The sequence below is a fragment of the Streptomyces sp. NPDC001858 genome (assembly GCF_053594615.1).
In genome coordinates this window covers 18,574-39,612 of the sequence record NZ_JBSFEV010000047.1, presented here as the reverse complement: position 1 = coordinate 39,612, position 21,039 = coordinate 18,574, and the positions used below count along the sequence as shown (strand labels likewise).

The following is a 21,039-nucleotide window of genomic DNA, read 5'->3' as shown; positions in this document are numbered from 1 at the left end:
GGCAGCAGCGAAGCTTTCTGGATCCTGACCGAAACTTTCGATCAACCAAGGAGCGCATGATGGGCGACCCGGCACTCTCCCGCCGCGGCTTCCTGGCGGCCTCCGCCGCGGCCGGTCTGAGCATGACGGCACTGAGCGCATGCGGCGGGGACTCGGACGGAGGGTCGTCGGGGACGACCACGATCGAGTGGTGGAACATCTCCACCACCCAGCCGGCCAAGGACGTCTGGGCCGGACTGGCCAAGCAGTTCGAGGCCCAGAACCCCAAGGTGAAGATCAAGATCGTCCAGCTGGAGAACGACGCCTACAAGTCGAAGATGACGGCGCTGACCGCCTCCGGGAAGCTCCCCGACATCTTCCACACCTGGGGCGGCGGTGTCCTGCAGCAGCAGGTCGACGCAGGACTGGTCGAGGACCTGACGGAGAAGACGAAGGAGTGGGGGGAGGGGCTGCTGCCGGTCGCCCGGGAGCCCTATCTGCTCGACGAGAAGGTGTACGGCGTCCCCTTCGACATCGGCATGATCGGGTTCTGGTACAACAAGGCCCTCTTCACGCAGGCCGGGATCAGCGCCCCGCCCACCACGTGGAGCGGCTTCCTCGACGCCGTGCGCAAGCTGAAGGCCGCCGGAGTCACCCCGCTCGCCCTGGCCGGCAAGGAGAAGTGGCCCGGCATGTACTACTGGGCGTATCTCGCGATGCGCACCGCCGGCATCGACGCGCTGGCGAAGGCGGGGGACGACAAGGACTTCACCGGGGACGGGTTCGTGCAGGCCGGGCAGCACCTCCAGGACCTGGTCGACCTCCAGCCGTTCCAGAAGGGCTTCCTAGGCGCCGCCTACTCCAGCCCGACCGGTCAGGCCGCCGCCGTCGGCAACGGCAAGGCGGCGATGGAGCTCATGGGCCAGTGGGCGCCCGCGGTGCAGGCCGACGCCGGCAAGGGGCTCGGTGCTGACCTCGGCTTCTTCCCGTTCCCGGCGGTCGAGGGCGGCAAGGGCGCGATCACCGAGGTGTTCGGCGGCGGCGGCGGACACGCCCTGCGCAAGGGTGCCCCGCAGGCGGCCGTCGACTTCCTGAAGTTCTTCGCCTCGACCGTCACGGACACCGAGCTCGTGAAGAAGACCGGAGTGCTGCCCGTCGTCCCGGCCGCCGAGGACGCCGTCACCGACCCCAACATCAAGGCCGTGCAGGCCCAGCTGAAGGCCGCCACCGGGTTCCAGCTCTACCTCGACCAGGCGTACGCGCCCGCGCTCGGCCAGGAGGTCAACGACAGCGTTGCCGCCCTCATCGCCGGGTCCAAGTCGCCCCGGCAGGTCACCGAGTCGATCACCAAGGTCGCGAAGGAAGAGCAGTAGCCGGCGATGACCTCCACCTTCCTCCCGGACAAGCGCAGCGGCCCGGACGTCGACCTGCCGCCCCCGGCCGTGGACCGCAGCCGGGGGCGGGCGGGGCGCCGGGCGCTGCACTGGCTCACCGCCGTCGGCTTCCAGGCGCCCGCGCTGGTGCTGTTCGGCACGCTCGTGCTGCTGCCGATGCTGTTCGCGCTGTACGCCGCGTTCTTCCGCTGGGGCGGCTTCGGCATGCCCGAGGACTACATCGGCGGCGACAACTTCACCCGGCTCTTCCAGGACCCGGTGTTCCTCGGCGACCTGTGGCGCTGCCTGGTCCTGGTCGGGCTCTCGCTGGTCCTGCAACTGCCGTTCGCGCTCGCCCTCGCGGTCGCCCTCAACCAGCGCATCCGCGGCCGGGCGGTGTACCGGATGCTGTTCTTCGCGCCGTACATCCTCTCCGAGGCGATCACCGGCGTGTTGTTCAGCATGATCTTCGCCCCGGACGACGGTCTCGCCGACCGGGTTCTGGGCGCGGTCGGCCTGGACGGGGTGGGCGGGGAGTGGTTCGCCGATCCCTCCACCGTCATGGCCACCCTGTTCCTGGTCATGACGTGGAAGTACTTCGGCTTCCACATGATGCTCTACCTGGCCGGACTGCAGTCCATCCCGGCCGAGTTGACCGAGGCGGCGCTGATCGACGGCGCCGGCCCCTGGCAGCGGTTCCGCCACATCACCCTGCCGCTGCTCGCGCCGACCCTGCGGATCAGCGTGTTCCTGTCGGTCATCGGCTCGATCCAGCTCTTCGACCTGGTGTGGGTCGTCACCGCGGGCGGGCCCGACCACCACTCCGAGACGATGGCCGTGACCATGTTCCAGTACGGCTTCAAGCGCTACCAGGTCGGCTACGCCAGCGCGATCAGCGTGGCCATGTTCGGCATCAGCCTCGTCTTCGCCCTCGCCTACCAGCGGTTCGTGCTCCGCCGCGACCTTCAGGGCGCCACCACGACCATGCGAGGAGGCGGCGCGTGAAAAGCCGTGAGACCGGCCGGATGGCCGCCCGCGAGACCGCCCGCGAGACTGCCCGCAGGACCGGCCGGACCCTGTCGCTGCACCTCGTCCTCGCCGTGGTCGGCGCGGTGATGGCCGTACCGCTCGGCTATGCCGTGCTGTCCGGCTTCAAGTCCACCGACCAGCTCTCCCGCAACCCCATCGGGCTGCCCGACCCCTGGGTCACCTCCAACTACACCGACATCCTCGGCTCCGGTTCGTTCTGGCGGCTGGTCGGCAGCAGCACCCTCATCGCCGTCGGCACGACGGTGGTGGTCGTCGCGGTGTCCGCGCTCGCCGCGTTCTCCTTCGCCCGGTTCGCGTTCCGCGGGCGGGAGGTGCTGTTCACCCTGTTCACGATGGGGCTGATGTTCCCCTTCGCGGTGGCGGCGCTGCCGCTGTTCCTGCTGCTGCGTTCCATGAACCTGCTGGACAACCCGTTCGGCGTGATCCTGCCGCAGGCCGCGTTCGGGCTGCCGGTGACCATCGTCATCCTGCGCGGCTTCTTCCGGGAGATCCCGGCCGAGCTGGAGGAGGCGGCCACGCTCGACGGCTGCGGTCCCCTCGGCTTCTTCTGGCGGATCCTGCTGCCCATGGCCAGGCCCGCGCTCGGCACGGTCTCCGTGCTCGCCGTGGTCGGCAGCTGGAACAACTTCTTCCTGCCGCTGCTGGTCTTCAACGAGCCCACCTGGTGGACGATCCCGATCGGCGTCCAGCAGTTCCAGGGGCAGTACTCCGCGGAGTACGCGCGCGTGTTCGCCTACCTGGTCCTCGCCATGGTTCCCGCCCTGGCCTTCTACTCCGTCGCCGAGCGCCAACTCGTCGGAGGTCTCGCCGCCGGCGCCACCAAGGGATGACGCGCGCCCGCGGACCCGTACGGCTCTAACCCACTGAACGTGAGGAGTCGCACCATGCCCGTCAGCTCCCGCACCCGGCTCGGACTCGCCGGGGCCCTCGTCGCCGTCCTCGTCGCCGGGGTCGTCGGCGGACCGGCCGCGCAGGCGCACGAGGAACCGTCGCACGGAAAGCCGCGGACGACCCTCGCGGACCTCGCGCAGCGCCACGGCCGCTACTTCGGCAGCGCCACGGACAACCCCGAACTCACCGACACCGCCTACACCAGCATCCTCGGCGACGAGTTCGACATGATCACCCCCGGCAACGGCATGAAGTGGTACGCCACCGAGCCGCAGCAGGGCGTCTTCGACTGGACGGCCGGCGACGAGATCGTGAACCTGGCACGGGCCGGTCACCAGAAGGTCCGCGCCCACACGCTCGTCTGGCACAGCCAGCTGCCCGGGTGGCTGACCGGCAGACAGTGGACGGCGGACGAACTGCGCGCCGTTCTGAAGAACCACATCCAGACCGAGGTGCGCCACTACCGGGGCAAGGTCTATGCCTGGGACGTCGTCAACGAGGCGTTCAACGAGGACGGCACCTACCGCGAGACGATCTTCTACAAGACGCTCGGCCCCGGCTACATCGCCGACGCCCTGCGCTGGGCCCACCAGGCCGACCCGAAGGCCAAGTTGTACCTCAACGACTACAACATCGAGGCCGTCGGTCCGAAGAGCGACGCCTACCACGCCCTCGCCAAGGAACTGAAGGCGCAGGGCGTCCCGCTCGACGGCATCGGACTGCAGGCCCATCTCGCCCTGCAGTACGGCTATCCGACGACCCTGGAGGACAACCTCCGCCGCTTCGCCCGGCTCGGCCTGGACACCGCGCTGACCGAGGTCGACGTACGGATGCTGCTGCCCGCGACCGATGAGAAGCTGGACCAACAGGCCGACTGGTACCGGGACTTGACCGAGGCGTGCCTCGCGGTGCGGCGGTGCGTGGGCATCACGCTCTGGGACTACACCGACAAGTACTCGTGGATTCCGGCCTTCTTCCCGGGCCAGGGCGCCGCGCTGCCCTGGGACGAGCAGCTCGTGCCGAAGCCCGCGTACCGGGCCATTCGGGATGCGTTGAGTTAGAGCCGACCCGAGTCGCGGGGTGGTGCTGTGCTGGCGCGGATCACCAGCTCCGTGCCCAGTTCGACCCGCGGCGAGTCGGGGCGCTCGCCGCGGGCCAGGCTCAGGACCGTGCGGACGGCGAGTTTGCCCATGTCGGCCAGCGGCTGGCGGACGGTGGTCAGCGGCGGGGCCGACCAGCGGACTTCCGGAAGGTCGTCGAAACCGACCACGCTCATGTCCTCCGGCGTCCGCAGGCCCCGGCGGCGCAGCGCCTCGATCGCGCCGAGCGCCATCTGGTCGCTGGCGGCGAACACCGCGGTCGGGGGTTCCGGCAGGTCGAGGAGGGCGGTGCAGCCGGTGAAGCCCGACTCGGGGCGGAAGTCGCCGGGGACGACGAGGGTTTCGTCGAGGCCGAGGCCGGCCGCCTCCAGGGCGGCCCGGTAGCCGTCGAAGCGGGCGCGGGAGCACAGCAGGCGGGGCGGGCCGGCGATCAGGCCGATCCTGCGGTGGCCGAGCGCCAGCAGGTGCTCGGTGGCCGCGAGGCCGCCCGCCCAGTTGGCGGCGCCGATGGTCGGGGTGTCGGCGGCGGGGGAGCCCATGGGGTCGACGACGACAAGCGGGACGCCCAGGATGCGCAACTGCTCGTGCAGGGTGGGTTCCAGGGCCGAGGTGACCAGGATGACGCCGTCGGAGGCGCGGGAGCGCAGATTGCGCATCCACTCGCGGGCGTCGCCGGAGCGGCCGTGGATCGCCGACACCACCGTGCCGACGCCGGCCGCGTGGGCGACCTCCTCGACGCCTCGGATGATCTCCACCGCCCAGGGGCTGTCCAGGTCGTTGAAGACCAGGTCGAGCAGGGAGGCGCGGGCGGGGGAGGCGGCGGGGCGCTTGCGGTAGCCGTGCAGTCGCAGCAGGTCCTCGACCCGGGCCCGGGTCCGGGGGGAGACGTCGGAGCGGCCGTTGACCACCCGGGACACGGTCGGCACCGAGACGCCGGCCTGGCGGGCGATCTCCGTGATCGTGACCTTGCCCCGCGACACAGGCGCCGCATCCTCCGCTGTCACTTCCGCACCTCCGTCGCCGCGTTCCGGACGCCGCGCCGAAACTTCCAGAAGTCTTCCGGAAGACGCGCTGTCCTGGGAAGACGTCGCGGGCCCGCATCGCGCAGAAACCGCGGGACTACGGGGAGTGAGCGGCCCCGGACACGCGTCGGGGCCGGTTCGCAGTGCGATGGCTGCGGCCGGCCCCTCATGTCTCCGGACGGCGGTCCCGCGCCGTCCGGGTGCTGCTCAGGCGGCGCTCACGACCCGGTGCGGGGCGATGACCCGGCCGTCCGGCAGGAGCTCACCGGTGTCCTCGAAGAGCAGGACGCCGTTGCACAGCAGGCTCCAGCCCTGCTCCGGGTGGTGCGCCGTGAGGCGGGCGGACTCCCGGTCGGCCGAGGTCGCTGTCGGGCACGGTGGCTGGTGTTGGCACATGGATGGGAACTTCCGCTCTTGCGTGTCGTGTGAGGTGGTCGTGGTGTCTGTCCCGCGGCGTGAAACGTCGTTCATGGCCGCCCCCCGTTGTGATAAGTCGTTCGGAACCAGTGTTGCCCCACGGAGGTCGATCCGCAGGCATTTCGCGGCACCGCCTCTCACAGGTTCATGACGCGTCACCCGGGCGGGCGGTTCAGCTCAACCGCACTGTCACTTCGGGTGGTTCCTGGTGGTCGGATCAGGCTAGTCCGGGCCGGACGCGGGAGGAAATCCCGTCGGTGGACGGCACCGTACCCCGTCGCCGGGGCCGCGGTGACGGGGTACGGGGTCGGGGTACGGGGTCGGGCGGATCAGGCGGGCGAGCCGAGCAGCGGCGGGGGCGCGGGCGTCGTCCGCAGGGTCAGCACCGGGAGCAACTCGGCGACGCGGTGGGCGCGATGGGCGGCGATGCCGGGCGGCGCCGGGGCCAGCGGCACCAGCAGGTCGGTCGGGGCGGGATGGCCCGTGGCGCCGTCCGAGGCGCTGTCGCCGTGCAGCCAGAGCGTGAGCATGTACAGGCCGGGCACCGACAGCAGGCGCGCCTGGTACGGCTGGGCGGCCGACTCGGCCTGGCGCAGGGCGCGTTCGGTGGAGGCGATGTAGGGGCCTTCGAAGAAGTGCGAGAACGCCCAGCCGTCCGGGGTGAGCCGGGTCTCGGCTGCGGCCACGGCGCGGTCGCCGCAGCGGATCAGGAAGCGCCAGCCGGCCAGCCGGGTCTGGGCCGCGCCTTCCGGGGTGATTCCGTCCAGGACGTGCAGGGGCAGCGGGAGTTCGGGGGTGGCGTCTCCCTGGGCGGTGCGCAGGGACGGCGTACGAGCCTCGCGGACCGCGGTGGGGGAACCGAGTGCCGTGAGGACGGAGCGAAGTGCGGGCGCGGGAGCCGGGGGGACCAGCAAAGGCATGGTGGGTCGCCTCTCATTCGACAGGCACGGTGGCGCGAGGGCGTGGGCGGACGGCGCTGTCAGCCAACTCTCGGGGGTCGGAGAGGTAGCGGCCGGTCTGAGGATGCCCGGGGTGCGCGAGCGGCCTGCCGTCATCTCGACGACAGGCTCCTTCGACGGTGGGCGCCAACCTTCTCTGCCTTGTTCGCGGAGTTTATACGACACGTGTTCAGACTGTGTTTCGTCTAGTCGATCGCGGGACACTCGGCAAGGGTTCATCCGGTCGGCGATACGTGTGAATCATCCCGATTCAGCGTGGGCCGCGCAGCGGTGACCTCGGGTTATGCGCGCGTAGCGGTCGGCCCATTCTCGTCGGAGTTTTTCACGAGTTGCCGAGTTCCGGAAAAGGCGCCCGGCCGCATGCCCGGTGAATGTGCCACCGGTAGCCTCCGACGGCTTTCGGTCAGCGTAGCGGGTGCCGTGCCCGACGGGGGACGTTATCGATCGGCCGGGCTGGGCATCATTCCCCCTGACCCGGACCTGACCCGGACGTCCGGCGGCCGAGATCGCCGGTCCGCCCATGCGAGGAGGGACGCTTCGATGGGGGAGAAGGTCGTGGCAGGCGCGTTCGACCTGTCCGATCGTCAGCACTACCGGGACAAGCTCCGGCGGTGTCTGACGGGGCTCGAGCGGCTCTTGGCCCAGAAGCGCTTCGACCGCCCCAAGAACCTCATGGGGCTCGAGATCGAGCTGAATCTCGCGGGCGCGGACGGTCTGCCGAAAATGCTGAACGGTCAAGTTCTGGAAAGAATCGCGAGCCGGGATTTCCAAACAGAACTCGCCATGTTCAACCTGGAAGTCAACATAGCCCCACACCGATTGGGCGGTCGGGTTTTCGATCGGCTCGCGGAGGAACTCCGTACGTCACTGGCATATGCCCATCGAAAGGCGGGAGAGGTCGATGCCGGAATCGTGATGATCGGTATTCTGCCGACTCTCGACCGGGACGACCTGGTGACGTCCAACCTTTCCGACGTCGACCGCTACACCCTGCTGAACGACCAGATCGTGGCCGCCCGCGGAGAGGACTTCGTCCTGGAGATCGACGGGGTGGAGCGACTGTCGTGCACCTCGAAGTCGATCGTGCCCGAGGCGGCCTGCACCTCCGTGCAGCTGCATCTGCAGGTGACGCCCGACCGGTTCGCCGGGGTGTGGAACGCGGCGCAGGCCGTCACCGCCGCGCAGATCGCCGTCGGCGCCAACTCGCCCTTCCTGTTCGGACATGAGCTGTGGCGGGAGTCGCGGCCCCCGCTGTTCCAGCAGGCCACCGACACCCGGCCGCCGGAGCTCCAGGCGCAGGGCGTGCGGCCGCGGACCTGGTTCGGGGAGCGCTGGATCAGTTCGGCGTACGAGCTGTTCGAGGAGAACCTGCGCTTCTTCCCGCCGCTGCTGCCGATCTGCGACGCGGAGGAGCCGCTGGAGGTGCTGGACGCGGGCGGGGTGCCCTCGCTTGCCGAGCTGGTCCTGCACAACGGCACGGTCTACCGCTGGAACCGGCCCGTCTACGGCATCGCCGACGGCGTTCCCCATCTGCGCGTGGAGAACCGCGTGCTGCCGGCCGGGCCGACCGTGACCGACGTGATCGCCAACGCGGCGTTCTACTACGGCGTCGTCCGGTCGCTGGCCGCGGAGGCCCGGCCGGTGTGGTCCCGGCTGCCGTTCGAGGCGGCCGCCGCGAATTTCGACGCGGCGTGCCGGTACGGGATCGATGCGCGGCTGCAGTGGCCGCGCCGGGGGCGGCTCGGGGGTGTGGTCGAGGTGGACGCGGTGAGTCTCGTCCGCGACGAGTTGTTGCCGCTGGCCGAGGCGGGGCTCGACGGGTGGGGGGTGGAGCCCGCCGATCGCGATCTGTATCTCGGGGTCATCGAGGAGCGGTGCCGGCGGCGGGCCAACGGGGCGACCTGGCAGGTCGCCACGTTTCACCGGGCGGTGGAGGCGGGGCTGTCGCGGGATGCGGCGTTGGCGGCTACGACGCGGAGGTATGCGGAGCTGATGCATCTGGGGGAGCCGGTGCATGCGTGGCCGGTGGGGTTGCCTGAGCGGGTTGCGATGCGGTGAGGGGTGTTTGCGTGGTTGCGCAGTTCCCCGCGCCCCTTGGGGCGGTCGGTTGAGTGTCGGCTGCCCGTCGGTGGGGGCTGGTCGCGCAGTTCCTCGCGCCCCTTGGGGGTGTGCGGTTGGGTGTTGGGTGCGGCCCGGTGGGGGTTGGGCGCGCGGTTCCTCGCGCCCCTGGGGGCGGTCGGTTGAGTGTCGGCTGCCCGTGGGTGGGGGCTGGTCGCGCAGTTCCTTGCGCCCCTTGGGTGGGTGTGGGGTTGGGTGTTGGGTGCGGCTCGGTGGGGGTTGGGCGCGCAGTTCCTCGCGCCCCTGGGGGGGGCGGTTCCTTGCGGCCCTTGGGGGCTCCACGGGGCTGGGGTTCAAGGGGTTTGGGTTGCTGCTGCGACTATGGCTTTGAGGATTACTGTGTGGATTTGGGAGGGGTCGGTGACCGATTGGGCTGAGCCGCCTGTGGCCTTGGCTATCTGGTCGGCCTCCGTGCGGTCCGCGTCCGGGCCGACCGCGATCATGATGAGCGGGACGGGACGCCGGGGGCTCGCGAGTTTCTGGAGTTCGGCGAGGAGGGTGGTCCGCGAGATGCTGCCCGGGTCCTGGTTGACGCCGTCGGTGAGGACGACCAGCGCGTTGAACTTGCCCTGGACGTAGGAGGAGGTGGCCTGCCGGTACGCGGCGAGAGTGGTGTCGTACAGGCCGGTCGCGCCGTTCGGGACCGGGGCGAGGCCGCCGAAGGCGGACGACAGCCGGTCGCGCTGCGTACCGCCGTCGCTCGCGGCCGCGCCCAGCGGCTCGGTGGGCACCAGGACGCGGTAGTCCTTGTCCCCGTCCAGCTTGGTGGAGAACTCCCAGAGCCCGATCTCGTCCTGCGGTGTGAACGTGGCGAGGGCCTGGAGCAGCGAGGCCTTGGTGACGTCCATCCGTGAGCGTCCCGTGCCGGGGACCGGCTCCGACATCGACGAGGACGTGTCGACGACCGTGGTGAGGCGGGCGCTCTGCACCGTGATCGTCCACGCGCCCAGGGTCTCCTCGACCGCCGTGTCGGCGGCGGGCCGGACGGCCGGCTCGGAGAACGGCTGCGGGCTGCTGCCGCCGGCCGCCGTCACGACCGTCTGCGGGACGTCGTAGTCGGACGTGCGGAAGCCGTGGCTCTGGAGGATCTTCTGCTGCTCGGGGCGGCGCAGATAGCTCATGAACCGGATCGCGGCCCGGCTCTCGTCGGTGGTCAGCCGGGTCTTGTCGACCAGCGTGAACGGGTAGTCGAGCCGGGGCGAGCCGTCCTTCGGGTAGAACAGGTCGAGGCCGGTGCCCGCGTCAGCGGAGGCGTTGTGCGTGAACGAGGCCTGCTCGGTGATCACGACCGCCTGGTTGCGCTTCGGGTTGTCCTGCTCGGCGCCCGAGGTGTCGCGCGGCAGGGTGTCCAGGACCTGGGCGTCGGTGTCCGAGGTGCGCTGGGACAGCGTCTTCATCAGGGCCGCGGTCCGGGTGGCGCCGGCCTGCGAGCCGGCCGTGGCGGCGCCGACCTGGGTCAGGGCGAGCAGACCGGTCGCGCTGCGCGCCGGGTCGGCTGCGCCCAGCCGCAGCGGGCTGCCCTGGAGGGTGGCGGCGGCCAGCTCCGGCCACGCGTACGTTTTCTTCGGCCAGCCCAGCGCCTTCGCCGCCGTCGGGACCATCGCCACCGCGACGGGGGTGGAGGCCACGTTGCCCACCGAGGTCACCTGGGTCGCCTTGCGGTCGGCGGTGATCCGCTGCACCCACAGGTCGGAGTCCGCCACCCACACCTGCGCCCCCGCGTCCTTGCCCGCCGCCAGGGTCTCGGCGAACTTGGCGGACTCGTGGGCCGTGACGGTGATCGCGAGGCACTGTCCGTCGGAGGTCAGGCCGGTGTCCTGGGCCTGCTTCGCCGCGACCGTGAGCGCCGGGGCCAGATCGGGGGACGCGGCCACGGTCAGCCGCACCGGGTGGTCGCGGCAGGACGAGCCGAAGGAGAGCAGACCGCTCTGCACGGCCGCGGTGGCGCCCCCGCCGACCGTGAGGATCAGGGCGGTCGTGAGGGCGACCGTGCGACGGCGTCTGCGAGGACGGGGGTCGCTGCCGCCCGCCCGGCGTTCATCGGGCAAGCTGTGACGTCCCATGACGGTGGTGCCCCTCCCGGTCGACTCCCATGGCGGATTTCCGCCGTGCGGCCTGCGAAGGGGAGGTACGCCCCGTACGGCGCCCGTCCCCCCGACGGTCTGTCACGCACGATCTTCGTAACTTCTTTCGAGACCCTAGCGAGACCGGGGTGGGTATGCGGCGGTTTTATGCAACTGGAGGCAAGTGTGCAGGTGGAGGCGGGGTCGGTGGCTGATTCGGGTCCGCGGGATCGGCCCTCTCGGCGGATCCTGAGGGACGAGACGCTGCTCGTGCTGGGGATTTCGCTCGGTGCGAGCGGTGTGTCCTCCCTGATCAGTTTTGTCGGATCGGTGACCAAACCAGGAGGTTTGAAGGATCAGGCGGCGACCCTCAACGCCTCGGCCGCGCCGGGCCGTCCATGGCTCGATCTGGCTTGGCAGCTCTTCGGCATCGCCACGGCGCTCGTCCCCGTCGCCCTCGTCGCGCACTTCCTGCTGCGCGAGGGGAAGACGCTGCGGACCCTCGGCTTCGACCGCACCCGCCCCTGGCCGGACCTCGGCCGCGGGGCGGCGATCGCGGCGGTGATCGGCAGCACGGGCATCGCCTTCTACCTGGCGGCGCGCGGCCTCGGCTTCAACCTCACGGTGGTGCCCGAGGCGCTGCCGGAGGTGTGGTGGAAGTTCCCGGTGCTGATCATGTCCGCGATGCAGAACGCGATCCTCGAAGAGGTCATCGTCGTCGGCTATCTGCTGCGCAGGCTGGGCCAGTTGGGCTGGTCGCCGGGCGCCGCGCTCGCCGCCAGTTCCGTGCTGCGCGGCTCGTACCACCTGTACCAGGGCATCGGCGGCTTCATCGGCAACATGGTGATGGGCGTGGTGTTCGTCTACCTCTACCGGCGCTGGGGCCGGGTGGGCCCGCTGGTGGTGGCGCACTCCCTGCTCGACATCGGGGCCTTCGTCGGATACGCGCTGCTGGCGGGGAAGGTGGGGTGGCTGCCCCTTCCGTAGCCACCCCGTACCGCTTCCTCCTACGCGAGCAGTTCGCCCTCGATGACGGTGACCGCGTGGCCGCTCAGCAGGGTGCGGTCGCCGCGCAGTTCGGTGCGGACGCGGCCGCCGCGGGGAGAGGCCTGCAGGCCGGTCAGCGCGGTGCGGCCGAGCCGCTCGGACCAGTAGGGGGCCAGGGCGGTGTGGGCGCTGCCGGTCACCGGGTCCTCGTCGATGCCGAAGTTCGGGAAGAAGCAGCGGGAGACGAAGTCGTGGCCCAGGTCCGGGTCGTCGGCGCGGGCGGTGGCGATGACGCCGCGGCTGGAGTAGGCGGCCAGGGCCTTGTGGTCCGGCCGCAGGGCGTGGACGGCGTTCTCGTCGGCGAGCTCCACCAGCAGGTCCCCGACCTGGGGACCGGTGTCGAAGCAGGCGAGCGGCTCTGCGCCCAGCGCCTCGGCCACGCCGGCCGGGATCTCGACCTTTGTCAGCGGGGCCGTCGGGAAGTCCAGGGTGATCGAGCCGTCGGCGGCGGGCGTGGCGACCAGGACACCGCTGCGGGTCGCGAAGCGCACCGGGCCCGGGTGGGCGCCGGTCGTGTGCAGGACGTGGGCCGTGGCGAGCGTGGCGTGGCCGCACATGTCGACCTCGGCGACCGGCGTGAACCAGCGCAGCGCCCAGTCCGCCTCGCCGCCCGGCGGGAGCGGATGGGCGAAGGCCGTCTCGGCGTGGTTGACCTCCAGGGCCACGTTCTGGAGCCGGTCGTCGTCCGGGAAGGCGTCCAGGAGCAGGACCCCGGCCGGATTGCCGGCGAAGGGACGGTCGGTGAAGGCGTCGACGATACGAATCTGCATGCCCGTGACGCTAGAGGGCGGGCGGAGCCGGCGGCCAAGGCCAATCCGGGAGTCCTGGCCTGCTTTGCAGGCCGCTGAGGGCTGGCAGCGTCCTCGCGGCGCGCTCGCAGCGCGCCCGGAGCGGATCGCTGGGATCCTGGAGACGTGCGCCGCGCATGATCTGACGACCAGGGCGGTGAGCGCCATGGCTGGTCCAGGGGACCCACAAGGGGATCCGTTTCTGCGTACGCGGTTCGTCGTGCCGGCCCGGCCGGTGACGTTCCTGCGCCGCGAGCGTCTGGTGAGGCACCTCGACCAGGCGCTGCGGACTCCGCTGACCATGGTCAACGGAGCCGCGGGCGCCGGGAAGACGCTGCTCGTCGCCGACTGGGCCGCCGCGCGCGAGCGGCCCGTCGCCTGGCTGACCACCGACGCGGCGGGCCAGGGGCCGGGCATGCTCTGGGCGTATCTGCTCCAGGCCCTGCGCTCCGCCGGCGTCTCCCTGTCCGACGAGATCGGCTGCCCGGCGGACGCGTCCCGGGTACCGCCCACGCTGCCGGCCCGGCTCGCCGCCGAGCTGAGCGCCCGCGACCGGCCGGTGATCGTGGTGCTGGACGAGTACGACCGGGTGACCGACCCGGAGATCGCCGAGCAGCTGGAGTTCGTCGTGCACCACGCGGGCGACGGCCTGCGCCTGATCCTCGTCACCCGCACCGAGCCGCTGTTGCCGCTGCACCGCTACCGGGCGGCCGGCGAACTGACGGAGATCCGGGGCGCGGAGCTCGCCTTCACCCCCAAGGAGGCGACCGAGCTGCTGGAGCTGCACGGACTGCGGCTGCCGGCGCACGCGACCGAGGGGCTGGTGGAACGCACCCGGGGCTGGGCCGCCGGCCTGCGGCTGTGCGCCCTCGCCGCGCGGGAGAACCCGGACCCGGAGAGGTATCTCAAGGAGTTCGAGGCCGACCGCAGCACGGTCGCCGACTTCCTGCTGGCCGAGGTGCTCCGGCGGCAGCCCCCCGAGACGCAGGACCTGCTGCTGCGGGTCAGCGTCCTCGACCGGTTCTGTCCCGAGCTGGTGAACGCGCTGACCGGGCGGGCCGACGCCGAGCCCATCCTCGTCGGACTGTGCCGCGAGAACGCGTTCGTCGAACACCTCGGGCAGGACCGGTACCGTCTGCACCCGCTGTTCGGGGAGATCCTCCGGGCCCATCTGCGGGTGCGTTCGCCGGGCCTGGAGCCCGCACTGCACCAGCGGGCTGCGCACTGGCTGCGCGGCTCGGGATCCCTTGCCGAGACGCTGGGCCATGGCGCGGCCGCGGGCGACTGGGAGTTCACCGCGGGCGCCCTGGTCGACGACCTCGCCATCGGCCGGCTCTTCACCGGCCTGCGCTCCGACGAACTCGCCGAGCTGTTCTCCCGGATGGGACCGGAGGCCACGGGCCCGGCCACCGATCTGGTCCGTGCCGCCCGCGAGCTGTCCCGGCGCGACCTCGACCACGGGCTGGCCCATCTGCGGCACGCGGAACAGGGCCTGACGGCCGAACCGGGCCTGACGGCGGGACGGACCCGGGCGGCCGAGTGGAGCCCCGACGGCGAGGCGTCCGGCCTGGTCGCGGCCCGGTTGAGCTGCGCCCTGCTCGAAGCGCTGGCCGCCCGGCTCACCGGGGCGCCGGGCCGGGCCGAGACGGCCGCGGCGACGGCCGAGTCGCTGCGCGACCAGGTCCCCGCCCACCTGCTGGACCGGCATCCCGAACTCATCGCCCTCCTGCTGGCCCATCTGGGCTCGGCGCGGCTGTGGGCCGGACGGTTCGAGGACGCCTCCGCCGCGCTGACGAGGGTGACCGGCGCGCCGGAAGGGGCCTCGACGGCGCTCGCCCGCGAGGACTCGCTGGGCCGGCTGGCGCTGATCGACTACCTCAACGGCTGGCCCGGCAGGGCGGAACGCAAGGCGCGGGCCGCGCTGACCGAGACGGAACGGTACGGACTGACCCAGCCGTCCGCCTCCGGCATGGGACGGCTGGTCCTGGCCGCCGTCGCCGTCGACCGCAACGACCTCGGGCGGGCCCAGACCCTCCTGGACGAGGCCGACGAGGCCGTGGAGTCGCACCCCGCCTGGCGGGACCCGGTCCTGGAGGCGGGCCGGGCCATCGCCACCGCCCGGCTGCGACTGGCCCACGGCGACACCCGGGCCGCGCTCGCGGCGGCGGAACGGGCCGTTCCGGCCGCCGTGGTCTCTCCCTGGGCGGAGGAACAGACGGCGCTCGTCGTGTCCGCCGCGCATCTGGCCGAAGGACGACCGCAGACGGCCGTCGAGGTGCTGCGGGAGCTGTCCGACGAGCAGCCCGCCTGGGCGGTGGGCGCGGCGCGGGCCGAGCTTGCCGCGGGCCGGCCCGGGGCGGCGATCGACCTGCTCGACGCCGTGCGCGCCGAGGGCCGCTGCGGGCCTGCCGTGACCGTCCGGGCCACGCTGCTGCGGGCACAGGCGGCGCACGAGGCGGGGGACACGGCCGCCTCCTGCCGGCTCGTCGCCCGGGCACTGCGCGAGGCCCGGCGCGACGGGCTGCGCCGCCCCTTCATCGAGGCCGGACCGTGGATCCGCCCCTTCCTCGGCGCCGCCGCACCGCGGGGACCGGCCGCGGACCGGCCGACCCCCGGCGCACCGCCGTCCGACGGCCCGCCCGCGCCCGTCGTGGAGGAGCTCAGCGGACGCGAACGCGACGTGCTGCGCAGGCTGGCCCTGATGATGTCGACGGAGGAGATCGCCGCCGATCTCTACGTCTCCGTCAACACGGTCAAGACCCATCTCAAGAGCGCCTACCGCAAGCTCGGGGTCAACCGCCGGGGCGACGCCGTGCGCCGGGCCCGCGAGCTGAAGCTGCTGTGATGTCTCACCCATGACCTGTGACCGAGTGGGTCCGGCCGCCGCGGCTCGCCCGTGGTGGGTGAGGCGGCGACCGGACATCTCCGCTGCCATGGAGGGGTGGACACCGTGACCCGCTGGCGGGCTCTGATCGTCCTGGGCACCGCCCGGGGGACTTCGGAAACGGGTCCACCTGAGGGGCTGCTGTAGCCACGCTGAGTGACTACTGCAGTTTGGACAGGGACCCACCCGACAGGTTCTTGGTCTGCTGGTGGTACAGCGCTTGCAAGCCCCTGAACTGCAGTGATGGTGTGGGAGTGGGGATTTGCGGCTCGGTTGGTCCGCGTATGGTCCGGATCTTTCCTGTCCCGTGGCTTCGTGTGCGCGGGAGGGAGGGCAGTTGGAAGGGCGACGCCTATGGGGAGTCGCCTGCGTGTGCGGTCCCACATGGCACATGTCGTAGAGACCGTCCACGGGCGTCCAGTTCATCCAGGGTGAGCGCGTAAGTCCAGGTCAGGGCTCTGTGGCCGCCCGGTCCTGGCCGACGACCTTCGCGCACAGATCGACGACCTGCATGCAGGGTTGCGGGAGGCTGAGACCCATCTGGGGCACCTCGCGATCACCCGCAAGGACCGTCACCGGCCTTGTCGACCGGCTTCCGGCCACCACGCCGGGCCTGCCCGAGCACCCGGACTACCCCCGCATCCATGCCGCCTTCAACCCACGCGACCGGGCCGCTACGGGCCAAGGACGCATGTGAAGCCCTCGGCCACGAGCTGCTGCCGAAGGACGTCGAAGGCACCCGCGCCAAGCTGAAACGCCTGGTCAAACTCGGGATCCTCACCGAGGCCGACACCGGCAACTTCGCCAGGAAGCAAGAGCCGACAGAACCTCCACCAGCGGCCTTGCTCCCACCTCGGCCGGAAACGGACATCCCCTTACGAACCGCCCCTCTCAGGTCCCTGTTTGCGACGTCCCCCTAGACGAAAATCTGCGCGGGTTTTGGTGGCTGTCACTAGGATTCGATCTTCAAGGTGATCGGAACATGCCACCCCTGGTGATCGTGCCGGGGAGGGCAGAGAACGGGAGATCATGGAGAACCATCCCTGCAGACATCGTGTACGCAGAGGCGTCGCCACGATACTCGGCGTCCTCGCCGTGCTCGCCTCGATGCTGGTGACGGCGGGCACCGCGCAGGCGGCTCCCCCGCAACTGCCCGGCGGCAAGCCGAACTGGGTCGTCTCCGTGGGAGGCCTCAAGGACAACACGGATCCGGGCAACTGGGTCCGGCTCGGCTACTACGTCTTCAACACGAACGGCACGGTCGAGACGAACTACTGGTACTGGACGGAGAGCGGCAAGCCCAAGCGGGTGAACACCGTGAAGGCGAACTGTGACGGCCCCGTCCCCCACTGCTACGTCAGGACGGTCGCCGGCTTCGACGGCGATCCGACGGGCGGATACCGGGGCGTGTTCAGCTACGAGGCCGGGAAGCTCAAGGTGACCTGGGAGACGGACCTGGTCGGCCACGCACTCGACAAGCCGCTCGTCGAGCACTGGAACCTCGAGGCCGCGCTCGGGTCGACGAGTGGCGTGGCCCGCATCACCAGCCCGACGTACTACACCAACACGGGCACCGACGCCGAGCCGGACGCGCAGGCCCCCCAGTCCGAAGACTTCTCCGACTACGACGCCACCTTCGGCGTCGGGTACGGCAGCACCAGCTCGCTCGACTCGAGCTCGCGGGTGAGCATGAACGAACTCCTCACCGGAGGGGAATACCGGAACACGAGATACCGGGGCACGTTCGTCAGGGTCAACGACAAGCAGCTCGGTCGTGAGTGGTCGGGCGGTAACTGGACGTTCAGCGGGGCCCAGGGCGACAACCCGACCAACCCCTGGCAGAAATGCGACGGCGCCGAGTGCCTGGGATTCGTCCAGCACGGCACTAGCTGCGGCAGGGGCGACGAGAACCCCAAAGCGGACGCCAACCCCGACAAGGATCGCGCCCGCTATATCGCGGAGATCGGCGGCGGCCGGCGCAACACCGAGGAGTACTGGTGCATGCTCCTCGCGCAAGGCGCCGACTGCTACGAGAACAACTCGCATCCGCGGCCGATGCTCCAAATCATCGACGACTCCGGGAAGTTCCAGGGCTGGGTCGGCGCGGAGGCCTTCACCCATGTGAACAACGGCACACCGGACACCGAATGGAGCCAGTACTACTGGGGCGTCTTCGACCAGGTGTCCCCCGACCTCAAGCCGCAGATCCCGGACAACTGGGACGGCACGACGCAGGCGCTCCCCGAGTTCAGCCTGTCCTACGGCAAGAGCGTGGCCACCGGGGACGTACGCTGGCTCAACCGCTCAGTGATCTACAGCGGCAGGAACTTCGTCGCCAGCGGCTGCCGATACGTCGAACTGATCGCCTCGGCGGCCGACGGAACCACGAGGAGGGGCACGTCGAGCCCGCTGTGCGTGGGCATGGAGGCTAACGACGGTACACGCGCTTTCGAGGGGACTCTCGACTTCTCCGACGTGACCGGCGGCGCGACCAGCATGCAGATCACGTACTGGGTGTCTGACAACGGCGGCACCACCTACGCCACGAAGGGTGTGGTCCAGTGCACCCGGGCCCTGGACAGCGGCGACCGCTGCGTCAACTCCTTGCGTGACCCGGTCACCGAGTTCCGTCTGTCGTACGGCAGCAGCGTGGCCACAGGGGCGCTGACCTGGGTGAACCGCTCCGTCACCTTCGAGGGCAACAACCACGTCGCCAGCGGCTGCCGTTACGTCGAACTGGTCGCCACCGGTGCCGACGGGTCGAGCCACCGGGCCACGTCGAGCAAGTACTGCGCCTCCGGCGGCGACCGGGCGTTCGGACCGCAGACCATCGACCTCTCCAGCGTCGAGGGCGGCGCAACCAACGTCCGGATCACCTACTGGGTGTCGGAGGACGGCGGCTCCACCTATGCGACAAAGGGCGTCGTCCAATGCACCAGGGACAGCTGCGAGAACTCCTTGCGTGACCCGGTCACCGAGTTCCGTCTGTTGTACGGCAGCAGCGTGGCCACAGGGGCGCTGACCTGGGTGAACCGCTCCGTCACCTTCGAGGGCAACAACCACGTCGCCAGCGGCTGCCGTTACGTCGAACTGGTCGCCACCGGTGCCGACGGGTCGAGCCACCGGGCCACGTCGAGCAAGTACTGCGCCTCCGGCGGCGACCGGGCGTTCGGACCGCAGACCATCGACCTCTCCACCGTGGAAGGCGGCGCGACGAACGTCCGGATCACCTACTGGGCGTCCGACGACGGCGGCACCACCTACGTGTCGAAGGCCCTCGCTGCCTGCACCCGGGACGGCTGCGTGACCGCCTAGCCGAGGCATCCCAGACGCTGACGGTACGTCTGGGCACGCAGACAGGGCGTCCAGGATCGATCTGCGCAAATGACCTGGACGCCCTGCCGACCGCACTACCGTCAATGACCGGCCACAGGTCAGGAGTTCGGGACAGCTGCCACCAGCACCGGCCCGGGGCCACACGGCACACATTCTGCCAATCCCTGACCGCTGGCGAGCGGACTCTCCGCAGGGCTCGGGCGATCAATGCTTTCTAGCGGTCATCCGTCGCCGCGCCCATTGACGGCGAAGGGCGAGGAACGGATCAGTGGGTCACGTACGAGGTGCCCCGTGGCGCGCGGACCGTGCCGCACCACCACCGGTCTTGCTCCCCCGTGAGCCGGAATCGGACATCACCTTACGAACCGCCCTCTGAGAGGAAGAATGGCCGGAGTGAACGCCGAGTGGCGGGCTGGTCGGGTCGAGGAGCCCCGCAGCGCGGAGCCCAACTCCGCTTCACCGACGGCATGCGACTGACCTGCTTTGCCACCAACGCTCCCGGCGCGGCGATCGCCGGGCTCGAACTGCGCCACCGCCTGCGCGCCCGCTGCGAGGACCGAATCCGGGACGCCCGCGCCGCCGGCCTGCGCAACCTTCCCCTGCATGGCTTCGGCCAGAACCAGGTCTGGCCGAAGATCGTCCAGCTCGCCCTGGACCTGGAACCGAAAAAGCTTTGCTTCCGCATGTTCTCAGCTGCCGCACAAGTCATTACCACCGGCCGCCGCCGCTACCTCCGCCTTGCGGCGCACTGGCCCTGGACCGACGTGATCAGCGCAGCAGCCGACCGGATCCAAGACCTGCCGAACCCAGGCTGACCAGCACCTTCGAGTGCCTCCGAACTGCGCAACTCCGACCGGAGCAGTGGAACCCGGCGCCCTCCCGACGCGGCAGCCGGGCCACCAGCATTCCCACAGCCAACCCACAACAGCGAAACGGCCCGACGGAAGAACCGACGGACCGTCATGCAAGATCGAGGTTAAGCAGCCGCAGTGATCGAGCCCTCCTCGCTTCCCGGCGATTGCACCCGCGCATCTCCTACGACGCCGAACTCTGGGACACTCCACAGGCTGACACGCTGGAACGTTGCCGTCCTGCACCGCAGTCGTACCAACGGCACCGGGCAAGAGCCGGTGAGACTCAGCGCGTGTCTGCCCCCGACTCCCCGTCATGCGCGGTTGAGGACGCCGCGGTCGGGGCTATGACGTTCTACCGGGTGTATCTCGACCGAGGCTGCAACGCTGTCTCCATCCCGCCATCTCATCGGAAGTGGGTGCTCGCGTCGGCGTGACAAATCCCCTGCTCAAGTAGCTGAGTCCGGCGCGCCCGTGGCAAGACCAAGGGAGCCCCGTCCGGCGTTGCGCAGCCGATCTCCGACGCAGTCCAGCGGCCCACCGAATGGCTGACTCAAAGGCGCTTGGGGTGCCGTTGTCGCAGTTCTTCCAGCCTTGTGCGAGCCGCGTCATTTCGGTTCGTCGGCGGGGTCGCGTGTGCTGGCCGAGGTACTTGGGGTGGCGTGGGTAGGCTCAGAGACGTAGATACGAGGGTGAGGATTGCTTCCAGATCAGTGGCAGCAAGGTAGGCGAGGCCGCCCTTGTTCAACCCTCGAAAGCGCGAGCCATTTCTGCGGAATGAGGCCCAAGCCCGACCCTTTCGGGTAAAGGGAAAGAACCACACGTTACGGCAAAGGAAAGCGATACAAGGTCGCTGGCATACCGGGTGTCCGGGACCGTTCCTTCGACACCCTGGAGGATGCCAAGGCGTGGCTTCGTCGAACGGCCACGGACGAGGAACGCAGCGACTTCGTGGACCCGTGCGACGGATCCATCGCGCTGGCCGACTACATCGAACACCACTGGGTGCCTGGCAGGGTGGGTATTCCGAAGACCCAGGACAACAACGAACGGAGAGGGCATCCTGTCCGAACTGTCCTCCATTCTGGAGGAGGCCGTTGATGACAAGCGGCTCGCCAGGAACCCCGTGCACGCGAAGTCCGTTCGGTGGCCCAAGACACC

13 protein-coding genes and 2 pseudogenes are annotated in these 21,039 nt (G+C 70.4%); 10 read left to right on the top strand and 5 right to left on the bottom strand.

Annotated elements, in window-relative coordinates:
• The first annotated feature begins 59 nt into the window (after nt 1–59).
• The 4 genes from ACWCPF_RS39665 to ACWCPF_RS39650 are packed head-to-tail and all read left to right on the top strand — an operon-like array spanning nt 60 to nt 4,354.
• The gene (locus ACWCPF_RS39665) at nt 60–1,352 is read left to right on the top strand and encodes an extracellular solute-binding protein (protein WP_451050002.1); all 1,293 of its coding nucleotides are present in this window, start codon (nt 60–62) and stop codon (nt 1,350–1,352) included.
• 6 nt (nt 1,353–1,358) lie between these two features.
• A complete protein-coding gene (locus ACWCPF_RS39660) occupies nt 1,359–2,357 on the top strand; it encodes a carbohydrate ABC transporter permease (protein WP_451050001.1) in 999 nt (332 codons plus the stop codon).
• 20 nt (nt 2,358–2,377) lie between these two features.
• The gene (locus ACWCPF_RS39655; RefSeq protein ID WP_451050020.1) at nt 2,378–3,232 is read left to right on the top strand and encodes a carbohydrate ABC transporter permease; all 855 of its coding nucleotides are present in this window, start codon (nt 2,378–2,380) and stop codon (nt 3,230–3,232) included.
• Nucleotides 3,233–3,286: 54 nt separating this feature from the next.
• Nucleotides 3,287–4,354: an endo-1,4-beta-xylanase gene (locus tag ACWCPF_RS39650; RefSeq protein ID WP_451050000.1), complete on the top strand. Its 1,068-nt coding sequence runs from the start codon at nt 3,287–3,289 to the stop codon at nt 4,352–4,354.
• Here the strand turns inward: ACWCPF_RS39650 and ACWCPF_RS39645 are convergent.
• The 3 genes from ACWCPF_RS39645 to ACWCPF_RS39635 all read right to left on the bottom strand — a co-directional run bounded on the left by ACWCPF_RS39645 (nt 4,351) and on the right by ACWCPF_RS39635 (nt 6,752).
• The gene (locus ACWCPF_RS39645; protein ID WP_451049999.1) at nt 4,351–5,397 is read right to left on the bottom strand and encodes a LacI family DNA-binding transcriptional regulator; all 1,047 of its coding nucleotides are present in this window, start codon (nt 5,395–5,397) and stop codon (nt 4,351–4,353) included. The genes ACWCPF_RS39650 and ACWCPF_RS39645 overlap by 4 nt on opposite strands.
• Nucleotides 5,398–5,622: 225 nt before the next feature.
• Complete coding sequence (locus ACWCPF_RS39640) at nt 5,623–5,811, bottom strand: DUF5999 family protein (protein ID WP_451049998.1); 189 nt, start codon at nt 5,809–5,811, stop codon at nt 5,623–5,625.
• A gap of 350 nt (nt 5,812–6,161) precedes the next feature.
• Nucleotides 6,162–6,752 carry a hypothetical protein gene (locus ACWCPF_RS39635; RefSeq protein WP_451049997.1) on the bottom strand — a complete coding sequence of 197 codons (591 nt, stop codon included), beginning with the start codon at nt 6,750–6,752 and terminating at the stop codon, nt 6,162–6,164.
• Nucleotides 6,753–7,331: 579 nt separating this feature from the next.
• Here ACWCPF_RS39635 and ACWCPF_RS39630 point away from each other — a divergent pair.
• A complete protein-coding gene (locus tag ACWCPF_RS39630; RefSeq protein ID WP_451050019.1) occupies nt 7,332–8,849 on the top strand; it encodes a glutamate--cysteine ligase in 1,518 nt (505 codons plus the stop codon).
• 353 nt (nt 8,850–9,202) lie between these two features.
• Here ACWCPF_RS39630 and ACWCPF_RS39625 read toward each other — a convergent pair whose 3' ends face one another.
• The gene (locus ACWCPF_RS39625; protein ID WP_451049996.1) at nt 9,203–10,972 is read right to left on the bottom strand and encodes a substrate-binding and VWA domain-containing protein; all 1,770 of its coding nucleotides are present in this window, start codon (nt 10,970–10,972) and stop codon (nt 9,203–9,205) included.
• Between the two features lie 186 nt (nt 10,973–11,158).
• Between ACWCPF_RS39625 and ACWCPF_RS39620 the strand changes: the two genes are divergently transcribed.
• A complete protein-coding gene (locus ACWCPF_RS39620) occupies nt 11,159–11,959 on the top strand; it encodes a CPBP family intramembrane glutamic endopeptidase (RefSeq protein WP_451049995.1) in 801 nt (266 codons plus the stop codon).
• A 20-nt stretch (nt 11,960–11,979) separates the two neighbouring features.
• Here ACWCPF_RS39620 and ACWCPF_RS39615 read toward each other — a convergent pair whose 3' ends face one another.
• Entirely contained in the window at nt 11,980–12,789 is an 810-nt protein-coding gene (locus ACWCPF_RS39615) for a PhzF family phenazine biosynthesis protein (RefSeq protein WP_451049994.1), read from the bottom strand.
• Between the two features lie 184 nt (nt 12,790–12,973).
• Here ACWCPF_RS39615 and ACWCPF_RS39610 point away from each other — a divergent pair, with 184 nt between their 5' ends.
• The 4 genes and pseudogenes from ACWCPF_RS39610 to ACWCPF_RS39595 all read left to right on the top strand — a co-directional run.
• Nucleotides 12,974–15,652 (top strand): LuxR C-terminal-related transcriptional regulator, encoded by a 2,679-nt coding sequence (locus ACWCPF_RS39610; protein WP_451049993.1) that lies wholly within the window; start codon nt 12,974–12,976, stop codon nt 15,650–15,652.
• A 537-nt stretch (nt 15,653–16,189) separates the two neighbouring features.
• Nucleotides 16,190–16,506: pseudogene (locus tag ACWCPF_RS39605) on the top strand (hypothetical protein); the annotation flags it as partial.
• A gap of 214 nt (nt 16,507–16,720) precedes the next feature.
• Complete coding sequence (locus ACWCPF_RS39600; RefSeq protein WP_451049992.1) at nt 16,721–19,006, top strand: hypothetical protein; 2,286 nt, start codon at nt 16,721–16,723, stop codon at nt 19,004–19,006.
• A gap of 452 nt (nt 19,007–19,458) precedes the next feature.
• Nucleotides 19,459–19,842 (top strand): annotated as a pseudogene (locus tag ACWCPF_RS39595) (transposase); the annotation flags it as partial.
• Between the last annotated feature and the right edge of the window lie 1,197 nt (nt 19,843–21,039).